This is a genomic window from Billgrantia aerodenitrificans (genome assembly GCF_021404405.1).
Lineage (GTDB): Bacteria > Pseudomonadota > Gammaproteobacteria > Pseudomonadales > Halomonadaceae > Halomonas > Halomonas aerodenitrificans.
In genome coordinates, this window is the sequence record NZ_JABFTV010000009.1 from 57454 (window position 1) to 69652 (window position 12199).

Here is a 12199-nt window from a genome sequence, read left to right on the forward strand (position 1 = left end):
GCTCAGATTGGCAATTTAACCCAGCAGGGACAGCACGTTCTGCGGGATCTGGTTGGCCTGAGCCAGTACGGAAGTGCCGGCCTGCTGCAGGATCTGCGCGCGGGTCATGTTGGCCACTTCCACTGCGTAGTCGGCATCTTCGATGCGCGAACGAGCAGCCTGCAGGTTGGTGCTGTTGGTCTGCAGGTTGTTGATGGCGTCCTCGAAGCGGTTCTGCACGGCACCCAGCTCGGAGCGCAGGCTGTCCACCTTGTTCAGCGCTGCGTCCAGTGCCGCCAGCGGGTTGCCGGTCTGGCCAAGGGCAACCTGCTGATCCATGTCGACCACGTAGGGGTCGGCATCGGTGCCGGCGCCAGTCACGGCATAGTTGACGTCTTCACCGGCTTCGTTCTGGATGGTGGCAAACTTGGTCTGACCATCGATACCGCCGAAGCGAATCTCAACGCTCTGCTGAGTGCCCTGAGCATCGGTGTAGGTTGCTTCCTGCACGGTGGCAGTACCACCGGCACTGATGGCGGCGAGGAACAGGCCTGCCTCGCCACGATCGTCAACGTAGGTACCGGTGCCAACACCGTCTTCGTCAAGCACTTCGCGCAGAGTGCCTTCGAGCGCTGAAGCATCGACACTCACTGTGGTCGCAGAGAAGTCGGCTGTCACCCCATCAAAGTCGAAGGTCACGGTGCCGCCAGCGGAGATCTGGCCAGCCGAGACGGCGTACAGCTGGGTGTCATCGCCATCGACCACCTGGATGTAGAGGTTGTCGCCGTCCTGAACGAATGAAGTGGTGCCGGCCGGAGCATTGGCGAAGTTCTCGGACAGAGTGACCGGCTGATCTGTGAAGGTGAAGGTCAGATCAGATGCTGAGGTTGCGTTCGTTTCGTTATTACTACCACCCGTTTGAGTCAGGAAAGTAGCACCCGAAAGGTCGACCGTGCCGCCCACGCTGACGTTAGAAGCAGAGATCGCGACATAGGCTGTTTCGGTTCTAGCCGTATTACCTGTACTTTCACCGGTAAGCTCAACAGTTGCGTACAGTCCACCAGCACTGTCAGTAACAAACCCCGTTACGTTAGCGCCTGAAACAGCGCCATCAATCGTGCCAAAGGTGGCCGGTAAAGGGGGAAGAGTCACGCCACCAGCTGCGATTTCCACATCGACATCAGCAGTGCCGAACGTAGTAGTCGGTGTTACCGAAGGCAGATCACCGGAAACGATGGACTGAACCTGATCGCCCGTGTTGACCTCGACAACCCGGCGCACGTCGAAATCAGCCAGGTTCAGCGTAGCGGAAGTGATTTCCTTGAGGTTGACGCTGATGGTTTCACCGTCGTTGGCACCGACCTGAATTTGCAGCTCACGGTCCTGAGCCAGCACATCGACGCCGTTGAAGTTGGTCTCGGAGGAGATACGGTCGATCTCAGCCAGACGCTGGGTGATTTCGTCCTGGATGGACTGCAGGTCATTGTCGGAGTTGGTGCCGTTCTGGGCTTGAACGGTCAGCTCACGAATGCGCTGCAGGTTGTCGTTGATCTGGTTCAGTGCGCCTTCGGCAGTCTGAGCGACGGAGATACCGTCGTTGGCGTTACGCTGTGCCTGGTTCAGACCGGTGATCTGAGCGGTCATGCGGTTGGCGATGGCCTGACCGGCGGCATCATCCTTGGCGCTGTTGATACGCAGGCCGGAGGAGAGACGCTCCATGGAAGTCTGCAGAGCGTTCTGGCTCTTCTGCAGATTGGACTGGCCAATCAGAGATGTGATGTTGGTATTGATGACTGACATGGGTCATTCCTTCTTTTCGTTGAGGGCTCCATTGGCGGGCCCACTGAACCTTGTTTTCCTGGCCCAGCATCTCGGGCCTACCTCAACGGCGCCGTTGGCCGTTACCCTGTTTAACGGCACTTGCCGGCAGGACTTTAGGGAGAAAGGAAAAAAATTTTCGTTTCGTGTTGACGAGGCTTGGCGCAGTGGACCGGCTTGCCTAGCGCCGCAGCGCCACTCATTGCGCGTACAGCGCCGCCATATCGGCTTCGAGCCTGGCTATGACCTGCGCACGAAGCCCAGGGTGCGCGGCCGGCAGGGCCAAAGCTTCGGCATACCAGAAGTCCATCTGCGGCGTGGGTTCGGGGCCGCGTTCGATGGCAGCATGGATAAGCGCCATACGCAGGGTCTGGCAATCGGCTGGGGCTTGAGCGAACTTTTCCAGCGAGGCGTGCCAATCTTTCTCATTGCCGGGTTCGCCTACGGCACGGCTGGCTTCTACCAAGCAAGCGATCTCTTCACCAAATGCTTTACGCAGCCGCTCGGCGTCGAGCGGCATTACTTCTTCCGCCAGCAGCAGCAGGGAAACGGCGATCCGCATCGTCGCGGGATAGCCCAGGGCATGCAGGGTCGTCTGAGCGGCATTGATAAGGGCATCGTTGTCCTCGCGCCGATCTCTCGGGGTGACCAGCTCGAACATGCCAAACTGCGCTTCCCGCTCTGCCTGGGTGTATACGGCATCGTGGTAGGCTGCTAGTCGAGTATGCACACAATCAGATCTCTTCATTCTTAAAGCGCCATACCATTTCGGTAATGTCGCGCGCACGATGCCCTCGGCCACACGGCTGTGCAACAAAGCGCAGAGCGTCACAAAGGCGAACGTCATTATCTTCGTAATCGATACCGATAATGTAGTCGTCGGCAAAGAGGCGAATCGATTCGGCCAGCTCGTTCGCTATGAGTTCACGGTCATAGAAAACGCTTTCCTCAACTGCGGACATCCGAGCAATCAGTGCACAGTCGATCAGAGTCGCATCGAGCCAGTTGGCAGCCGGGGTATAGCCGGCACACCAGCGCAGCCCCGACTCTTCGAGACACACCTCCATCGCTACGGTATGCTCGCCAACGAAACACGAGCCCAAGACCACCCCTGTTATACGGTGTTTTTTTGACTTCTCACCCACCTGCACCAACAAGTCTATAAGCGGGACTCCTGCAACCTTGTTCTTGAACCCGTGCGCCGCTATATAGACCGTACGGTTTTCAAAATCGCCCTTGCACAAGCAATCCAGCGCCTTATTAAAACTCTTTTTATCATAAAAATTGGCATAGTGAACTTCCGTATCACCAGTCAGTTTCGCTACACCTTCGATAAAGGGAAGCACACTGCTGCGGTTGGCATCATCCTCATCCAGTTCCCATGGCGCTTCCAATACGAGAATGGCACGGCTGGAACGATACTTGCTCATCGACTACCCTTATCAATTAATAGTCATTTTTATTGGCGGCATTAGGAACACTGCCAAAAACCAACTTCATTCGGCATAGACATGACTAGCCGTTATCCTATCTAACGGCACTTGTCGGCAGGACTTTAGGGAGAAAGGAAAAAAATTTTCGATTCGCTCGCACAAGTACTTGTACAACGTTACCTCAGCGCTGGCGCAGCAGCTCCAACACCAGCTCCGGCTGGCGATTGGCCTGGGCCAGGATGGCGAAGCCGGCCTGCTGCAGGATTTGCGCGCGCACCAGGTTGGAGACTTCCTGGGCGTAGTCGGCATCCATGATTCGCGAGCGGGCGGCGCTGAGATTGACCACGGTGCTCTGGATGTTGTCGATCACCGCTTCGAAGCGGTTGTACAGCGCGCCGAGCTGGCTGCGCTGGCGGTCGGTGCGCTTGAGCGCTTCGTCGAGGGCATCCAGCGGTGATTCGGTGGCCGTGCCGGTGTCGTCATCCACCACGCGAAAGCCATTCAGCCCCAGCGAATGCCGGTTGATGGCCTGAAGCTCGATGGCGATGGTTTCGCCGTCGTTGGCCCCTACCTGGATGTGCACGCGGCGGTTTTCGCCCACGACGGAAACGCCGTTGAAGCCGGTTTGCAGCCCAATGCGATCTATCTCATCCAGGCGCTGGTCGATCTCGTCCTGTATCGCGGCAAGATCGGTGGGACTCAGGGTGCCGTTACCGGCCTGCACGGTGAGCTCGCGAATGCGTTGCAGATTGGTATTGACCTGACCGATTGCCGCTTCGGCGGTTTGCACCAGCGAGATGCCGTCGTTGGCATTGCGTGCGGCCTGGTTGAGCCCGCGAATCTGCGCGGTCATGCGGTTGGCAATGGCCTGCCCCGCCGGGTCGTCCTTGGCGCTGTTGATGCGCAGGCCCGACGACAGCCGCTGCATGGCTGTCTGCATGGCTTGCTGGCTGCCACGCAGATTGTTCTGCACGATCATCGACAGAATGTTGGTGTTGATCACGGCCACGCAATGTCCTCCACCGGGCACTTCCTATGCACCTTTGCAGAGTATATCGGCCGTTGGAAAGGAATCTTTAGCACGGCAGCACTATCTCGTTGGCGACAGCTCAGTCAGTGCTCATATTAAGCTGCATTTCCACCTCATCCCGGGCCTTTGCAAAGGAGCTGCGAGTCAGCATCAGAAAAGCACTACCGCCCACTGTGGGGCGGTTGAGCGTTCGACCCGGGCTGGCAGTTACTTCCGGGCTGGCTGTCAGTTACGTCCGAGCTGAGCATTCATCATTTCGAACTGCTGGAAGAGATAGTCGCTGGTCTGGTTCATCTGGGCGATCAGGCCGTCGAGCTGACCGAACTGAGTGCGGTAGCGGGCAATAGTGGCCTCGATGCTCTGTTCCATGCTCAGGTAACGATCGTTGAGGTTCTCGATACGGCTCTCGGCTCCGCTGATGGCGCCGCCCAGAGCACCATTGCTGCCAACGAGCTGGGTTACGGTCTCGCTCAGCTGGCCGGCCAGGCCGCCCGTGCTGCTGTCGCCAGCGAAGAAGGCACTGAGGGCATCCTGGTCATTGACGATCACCTCGTCCAGGCGCTGCTCGTCGATCTCCAGCGTGCCGTCGAGCTTCAAGGTGATACCAATGTCGCTGAGCATGGAGAAGCCGCCTTCTCCTGCTTCTATTCCACCTGCCAGCACACTGCGCAGGCGACCCTCTATACTGCGCACGGCGCTGTCGCCCAGCAGGTCGCCAGCGGTTTCAGTGTCGCCAGTGAAGGCCGTGAGCTCACCAATGGTGCTCTTGAGCGCATTGTAGGCCTCGACGAAGCCGGTGACGGCCTCGCGTACCGCCCGGGTGTCCTGCTCGACCTTGAGGGTGCTGCTACCTTCTTCCGTCAAACTCAGCGTAACGCCCTGGATCGCCCCCTCCACCTGGTTGGAAGCGCTGACGATGGGAATGCCATTGACGCTGAGCATGGCATCTTGACCGACTTGGGTAATGGCACCCGCGCCCTCGGCCCCGCTGAAGCCAATGCCATCGGCGAAGAAGCCGTCACTGAAGGTCATGTCGGTAATCGAAGCCGATTCGCCGGTCTCGCTGCTCATCAGCGCCAGCCGATAGCCTTCGCCATCGTTGACGATGGAGGCAGTGACTCCGGATCCGTCATGGCCGTTGATGGCGTCGCGGATATCCTCGAGGCTGCTTCCCGCGGCGATATCGATATCGATCGACTGAGGAGACTCGCCGGTAGCGTTGCCGAAGTGCAGGGTAAGCGTCTGATCGGTGTCGGTCAGCGCCTGGTCGAGCTCCACTTCGAGCCGGCCAGAGGCCAGGCTTCCGGCAGTGGCCAGCCGTTCGACCTCAATGGCGTACTGGCCAATGGCGGCATCACGTCCTGCCGCTGCTTCCAGGGAGGTTCCCGCTACGGAGGTGGATAGACTTTGGAAGAGAGACGCGTCGTTGAGGGCGTCGGCGGCGGCCTGGAACCCGGAGAGCGCCCCCTTCAATTCGCCGTAGGCGGAGATCTTGACCTTCTGGGTCTCGATCTGGCGTTCGATGGGCTTGAGCTTGCCGCGCTCGGCTTCGTTGAGTTGGTCGAGCAGACCGTTGAGATCGAGCCCGGAACCGATACCGAGGGAAGAAATGCTGGCCATGGAAAACTGCCTTGTGTCGGTGAATTGACGTCCTGTTACTTCTACCTCGGCGGTGAGCGAAAAAACTTTAGCCTTAGGTGAAAAAAAACTCAGCGCGCGTGAATGATCACTTCCACCCGACGGTTCTGGGCACGACCTTCCACCGTCTCATTGCTGCCCAAGGGACGGGTGTCGGCCAGCCCTACCGCCCGCAGTCGCTGCGATTCGACACCGGAACGCTCAAGGGCGTGAACGATAGCGATGGCACGGGCACTGGAGAGCACCCAGTTGGAGGGAAACTCGTTGGTCTGGATTGGCCGGCTGTCGGTGTGCCCCTCCACGGCGACTTCGCCGTCGTGGCGCTGAATCACCTCGACCAGGCGCTGAATCAGCGCCTCGCCCTCTTCGGTTAGCTCGGCGGCAGCGGTGGGAAACAGCAGCCGGTCCTCCACGCGCAGCTTGATGCCTTCGGCAACCCGGGTCGCCTCGACGCCCTCCAGATCGGGCAGGTAGGGTGCATCATGCAGGCCTTCATCAAACGACTCTTGCAGCAGCTGCGATGCCGCAATGGCAGGCTCCTCGATCTGCTGCATACCGCTCGGGGGGCGGTCGGTCAGCACCAGGATGAAATCGCCGCGGGAGTTGGGCAGCACGTCGTTGCTGGCCAGCAGCGGTTGCAACGGTAGCCGCAACGGCGCGCCCATTGCCGGTGCCTGTTGCTCCAGCAGAGCCAGCGGCGTTGGCGGCTCCATGAATGCAGGCAAAGCGGCAGGAGTCGGTACCGGCAACTCGACCCGTCGCGGCAGGCCGGCCACGCCCAGCGCTGCGGCAATGGCCGATTCGCTCAGGCGCCCGGCAACGGGCCGGGGCGCCTCGGCAGCGGGAAAGACCCCTTCGACGGCTGGCTGGGCCTGAGCCAGCTCACTGGGAAGGGGAATCGCGAAAGGCACCCGTGCCGCTAGCGATTCGCTCTCGGCGTTGGAGCGACTGAAGCTGGATAGGGTGAAAATCAGCACCATCAGCGCTACCAGCAGGGTCATGATGTCCAGATAGCCGATCATCCAGGCACTGTCCTGGTCGTGATCGTGGTGACTGGGCATGAGCGATTCGTGGCGCATGGGGCCACGATGGTCGCCACTGGCGGCTTGCATGGAGCTCATCGAAACGGTTGTTCATCCAAGGAAACGGACAGGCTAGCGTAACGGCTGCAGGCACCGGGTGAAACGGCGAAAAGCGCGACTCGCAAGCGCTTCCTCGGGCTTCAACTGGTGCTTTCGGGCAATCCGCTGCGTGATGCCAGGTAGCGGCTGGCAAAGAGGTCGGCCGGCACCGCTCGCCCGAAGAGATAGCCCTGGATCAGCTCGACCCCGTGACGCCCGAGAATGTCGCGCTGCGCCTCGGTTTCGACCCCCACGGCGGCCAGGCGCAGCTCCATTTCACGGGCCAGCCCTGCCACGGCAGCGACGATAGCCGCACTGCCTTTCTGGCCGCTATCCAATCGCTGCACGAAGCGCCGGTCTATCTTGAGCATGGTGATGGGCAGATCGTGTAAATAACCGAGCGCGGCGTAGCCAGTGCCGAAGTCGTTGATGGCGATTTCTCCCGCCAGACGACGTAGGCGCTTGAGCACGACGGCGCCCTGCTGAGGTTTGTCGAGCAGGGTACGCTCGGCGATCTCGAAGCCCAGCAGGCCTGGCTGCAGGTTGTGCCGCTTGAGTTTGGTGGCGATGCGCACGGGCAGATCGGGCTGCCAGAACTGGCGTGAAGAGAGATTGATGCTGATGGGCACCGGGCCGGCACCAACGGCATTCCAGGCGGCTAGCTGCGCACAGACCTGCTCCAGCATGTACTCGTCCAGCTGTGGCAACAATCCTGCACGCTCGACCAGCGTCATGACGTCGTTAGGCGGCACACTGCCTAGCAGTGCATGGTGCCAGCGCAACAACGCCTCGGCTCCGTAGAGCCTGCCACTCTCTCGCTCGAAGATGGGCTGGTAGTGCAGCTGCAACCCCTCGCCGGTAACGAAGGCCTCTTGCAGGGCTTTCTCCAGTGCCCGCTGACGGTCGTCCTGCAGGTTCATCTCGTTGCGATAGAGGCGATAACCGTTGCGGCCCTCCTCCTTGGCCCGGTACATCGCCACGTCGGCATTGTGCACCAGGGCTTCCGCGGTGGTCGCATCGTCTGGGTAGAGGCTGATACCCAGGCTGCAGCCGATACGAAACTCCTGGCCCTCGATCACGCAAGGCTCGCCCACGGCCTCCACCAGGCGACGTGCGATACGGGTCACCTCATCGACCTCTTCGAGATCGGGTAACAGCACCAGGAATTCATCTCCTCCCAGGCGGGCTAGAGTATCGTCTTCACGCAGGCGCATCTGTAGCCGCTCGGACATCATCACCAGCAATTCATCGCCAAAGGCATGACCTAGTGCATCGTTGACCGCCTTGAAATGGTCCAGATCGACGAAGATCACTGCCAGCCGGGTCTGGTTGCGGTGTGCGTGCCGAATCGCCAGTTCCAGGCGATCTTCCAGCAGGCGACGGTTGGGCAGGCCCGTCAGCGCATCGTAGTAAGCCAGCCTGCGTATGCGCTCTTCGTTCTCGCGCATATGAGTGATATCGCTGAATAGTGCTGCGTAATGGGTCACCGCCCCGCTTTCGTCGGTAATCGCCGTGATGGTCAGCATTTCGAGATAGAGTTCGCCGCTCTTACGACGGTTCCATATCTCACCCCGCCAGTAGCCGCTTCGCTTTAGCGAATCCCACATTTGCCGGTAGAAGGCTGCATCGTGGCGCCCCGAAGAGAGAATTTCGGGTGTCTTACCAACCGCTTCTTCAGCGGTATAGCCCGTCATATAAGTAAAAGCGCGATTGACGAACTCTATGCGATTGTTGGGATCGGTGATGATGATCCCTTCAAGCGAAGATTCGATGACCCGCTCGGCAAGCTGCAGATTTTCGCGCGATTGAGCAAGCGCACGGTCACGCTGCTCAAGGGCAGCACGCAGCTCCTGCATGTAGAGGTGCTCAGCGCCGGCCAGCATGTCGCGAAAGCCCAACAGCCCCACCACTTCTTCACTCTCGTCGAGCACCGCGAGATGGCGCACTCGGTGGTCCATCAGCAGGTCGCGGGCGGCAATCAAGGTGTCGTCCTGATAAACCGTAAGCAGCGGTCGGCTGGCTAACCCGTCGATGGGCGTGTTGCCTGGGTGGCGCGCCACGAACCGCACCAGATCGCGCTCGGTGAGAATGCCCAGCTCACCATTCACGCACTTCACGACAACGGCATCACACTCGGATAACCTCATCGAGCGCGCTGCCTGGGCCAGCAGTTGCGTCCCTTCGAGCACCAGGGCGCGTTGACGCATCGCTGCCTGCACCTCGCGCAGTCGCAGGTAAGGCTCGAGCCCCTGGTTCAGGGCGACATCCGTTTGCGACAGGATGCCGACCGGCGTGCCGGCGTCATCAGTCACCAGGAAATGACGTCGCCGCTCGGCGTTGAAGCGCAGCGCCGCTTCGCTCATTGGCGTAGAGAGGTGCAGGCTCGCTACCGGCCGGCTCATGACTTGCGAGACCGGCTGGCGCACGGCATCGGGGTCGGCAAAATCGACAGCCAGCGCATCGTGCTCGGTCCAAATGCCCAGTGGCTGGCCCGCCTTGAGCACGATGATGGAGCTGCATTGACGCGCCGCCATGCGCTCGGCCGCCATCCACAGCGGCATCTCGGGATCACAGGTGAGAATCCCGGTCTGCATGATGCGCTCGATTGGTAGCTCTTGGCTCATGTCGCCTCACTGGCTATATATGTAGCCAATCTGTCACGATATTTTATCGATTTGTCAGAAATTTGCACTAGCCAATTGCCGATCCCGATTCACGCTTCAACAGGCCGCTCCAAGGGGAGCGAATCCTGGGTATTGCGCCCCCTCAGACAGAAACGATACGAACAGACTCGGCTCTTGAACGTTCATACGGGTCGGGCGGCTCGTTTTCCTCGTGCGAGCACCCGTCGAGGCGGGCGGTCCTACGAGCATCGCGAATCTGCAAGTGCTGCTCGCGGCTGACCCATTCCTTGCCTTCACCAGCCCGGCGTAGACCCGAAATGGCCACCGTGAGCCAACCTACCTGTTCGGTCAGCAGCTCGCCCAGGTCGGCGGAATTGGATACCCGTTCGGCACTCTCACGCGTGGCGTTGTCCATTTCCACTACCGCTTGATTTATCTGCTCGAGACCGATGGCCTGCTCCCGGGATGAGATGGCGATTTCTCGAATCAGCCGATCTATGCCACCCACCGTTTTGATCACATCCCGGTTATTTGCGACCAGCTGAGCAATGCGTTCCTCTCCCACCTTGACGTCATCCTGGGTACGGTCAATCAACTCACGCACGCGATCCGCCGATACTGTGGAGCTCTCCGCCAACCGACGGACTTCCTGTGCGACCACGGCAAACCCTCGGCCGTGTGACCCGGCCCGGGCGGCTTCAACAGAGGCATTTAGCGCCAATAGATTGGTCTGGAAAGCCAGTGACTCGATGGCCTCAATAGCCTCGGTCATCTTGTCGGCACTGACGGTGATGTGGCGCATGCTCTCGACTAACTGCTGAACCTCATCTTCGCTACGTCCCACGACTTCGTGCATTCGCCCCACTTCGGCTTCCGCCTGGTCAGTGTTCGCGGCATTCTGCCGAACCGTTGCCGTGAGCTCCTCCATACTGGCGGCGGTCTGCTGCAGCGAAGAGGACTGTTGCTGAGCACGTTCGGCCAAGCTGCGGTTGTCACGCTCCAACTCCAGCGTTTCTCGCTCGACCACGTCCAGCGTACTGTGAATGTTACCGGCGATGTTCACCAGGCTGCGTTGCATGATGCCCAGAGCCGCAATCACCTCGCCCATGCCGTCGCGGCGCAAGGGTGGTGAGGCCGCTGCCAAGTTGCCTGCGGCTACCTGCATGGCAAAATGTCGGACACGTCCAACGGCAGCATCGAAGCGCCGCTTACCCATAAAAGCCACTGTCAGAATCGCCACGGCCCCGGCCAGCCTTCCGGGCCAACCGATGAGATCGCTGGCAGCTATCACACCGCTGGCTACCAGAGACATGACTAACAATACTCCACCGTGTCCTGACGGCAATAGGTCCGCCATGCGTTCCAGAGAGCGAGTGGATACGAGCCGCCCGCGATCGAGGCGGACTCCCCTCATACGCCCTTCGCGCAGCCGGGCATAAATCGCCTCAGCTTTTGCACTGGCTCCGTGGGCCGGTTTGACGCGCACCGAGGTATAGCCCTGCAACTGGCCGTTTTCGACGATTGGCACCACATGGGCGTGCACCCAATAGAAATCTCCATTCTTACGCCGGTTCTTCACCAGCCCCGACCAGACCTCGCCAGCCTCGATTGTCTTCCACAGATTCTCGAATGCAGCCTCCGGCATGTCCGGGTGTCGTATCAGGTTGTGGGGAGATCCGATCAGCTCCTCGCGGGAGTAGCCACTGACCTCACAGAACGTTGACGATGCATAGGTAATGCGACCCTTGCTGTCGGTTCGTGAAATGAGATTCTGGTCGTCGCGTATCTCGTACTCTCGATCGGTCACTGGCTGGTTGATGCGCATAGTCTCTCTGCCATGGCATTGTCGTGCTGTCTTAACAGCGGTGCTGTTTACACACCCCTGCCCCCTAGCCCTCCATGGCTTCTCGAGGCTAAACAGACAAGACTAATGTTGCCATGACCTGGATCAGGGTTACACCAAAGGGATATTGACAAGCAGGAAATGAACAGCGTTTCACATCAATCGTTTCAACAGCTTGCCCAACAGCTGACAAGACACCACGAAAAAAGAACAAAAAATCATGCAAAAGACTAAAGTCGGTCCATTTTCGGCCGATATGCCACTTGGGATGGGCTGTCTTCAAGCAGCCTTGGGGAGATGCTGAAGCCCAGCATCAGCAGGGCATCAAATAAAAGGAAAAACACCATGTCTTCGCCATTGACCGACGCCACCAATGCTTTGAGCAGCTCAGCGCTGCACGACCTGACGCCACGTCAGCGCAAGGAGAACATTCTGGCTTCGTTGCCCAGTGCCGGCTCCATGCTGGCCCAGGCCGAGAGCCATGCAATGTCGCCCAGCCAGGCCGACCTGGTGGAGCCGATCCAACGCATCAACGAGGTGCTGCGTCAGTATGGCGTGGAATTCGAACTCAATGACACAACGCGCGTCATTACACGCATCGTGGACCGCGAGTCGGGAGACGTTCTACGCCAGATCCCGGCCGAAGAAGTCCTGGCCATCGCAGAGCGCCTCGATGAATTCAAGGGTAGCCTGATCAACCTGCAAGCCTAGGC

At 59.7% G+C, this 12199-nt stretch carries 9 protein-coding genes; 1 reads left to right on the forward strand and 8 read right to left on the reverse strand.

From position 1 onward, the window contains the following. Positions 1-15: 15 nt before the first annotated feature. From HOP59_RS16790 to HOP59_RS16825, 8 genes are all read right to left on the reverse strand, one after another. Positions 16-1779, reverse strand: coding sequence for a flagellin N-terminal helical domain-containing protein (locus HOP59_RS16790; protein ID WP_234254736.1), 1764 nt, complete (start codon positions 1777-1779; stop codon positions 16-18). A 217-nt stretch (positions 1780-1996) separates the two neighbouring features. Further along, positions 1997-2458, reverse strand: a complete 462-nt coding sequence (locus HOP59_RS16795; protein WP_234254737.1) for a hypothetical protein — start codon at positions 2456-2458, stop codon at positions 1997-1999. Between the two features lie 73 nt (positions 2459-2531). Beyond that, the gene (locus HOP59_RS16800) at positions 2532-3227 is read right to left on the reverse strand and encodes a hypothetical protein (RefSeq protein ID WP_234254738.1); all 696 of its coding nucleotides are present in this window, start codon (positions 3225-3227) and stop codon (positions 2532-2534) included. A gap of 184 nt (positions 3228-3411) precedes the next feature. After that, positions 3412-4239 carry a flagellin N-terminal helical domain-containing protein gene (locus tag HOP59_RS16805; protein WP_338073347.1) on the reverse strand — a complete coding sequence of 276 codons (828 nt, stop codon included), beginning with the start codon at positions 4237-4239 and terminating at the stop codon, positions 3412-3414. A gap of 246 nt (positions 4240-4485) precedes the next feature. Further along, on the reverse strand, positions 4486-5880 hold the full coding sequence (gene fliD, locus HOP59_RS16810) for a flagellar filament capping protein FliD (protein WP_234254739.1): 1395 nt from the start codon (positions 5878-5880) through the stop codon (positions 4486-4488). 89 nt (positions 5881-5969) lie between these two features. Further along, positions 5970-7019, reverse strand: a complete 1050-nt coding sequence (locus HOP59_RS16815) for an OmpA family protein (protein WP_234254740.1) — start codon at positions 7017-7019, stop codon at positions 5970-5972. 101 nt (positions 7020-7120) lie between these two features. After that, complete coding sequence (locus tag HOP59_RS16820; RefSeq protein WP_234254741.1) at positions 7121-9643, reverse strand: EAL domain-containing protein; 2523 nt, start codon at positions 9641-9643, stop codon at positions 7121-7123. 142 nt (positions 9644-9785) lie between these two features. Continuing rightward, positions 9786-11468 (reverse strand): methyl-accepting chemotaxis protein, encoded by a 1683-nt coding sequence (locus HOP59_RS16825; protein WP_234254742.1) that lies wholly within the window; start codon positions 11466-11468, stop codon positions 9786-9788. 363 nt (positions 11469-11831) lie between these two features. Here HOP59_RS16825 and HOP59_RS16830 point away from each other — a divergent pair, with 363 nt between their 5' ends. Then, positions 11832-12197, forward strand: a complete 366-nt coding sequence (locus tag HOP59_RS16830) for a flagellar protein FlaG (RefSeq protein ID WP_010628965.1) — start codon at positions 11832-11834, stop codon at positions 12195-12197. The last annotated feature ends 2 nt before the right edge of the window (positions 12198-12199 follow it).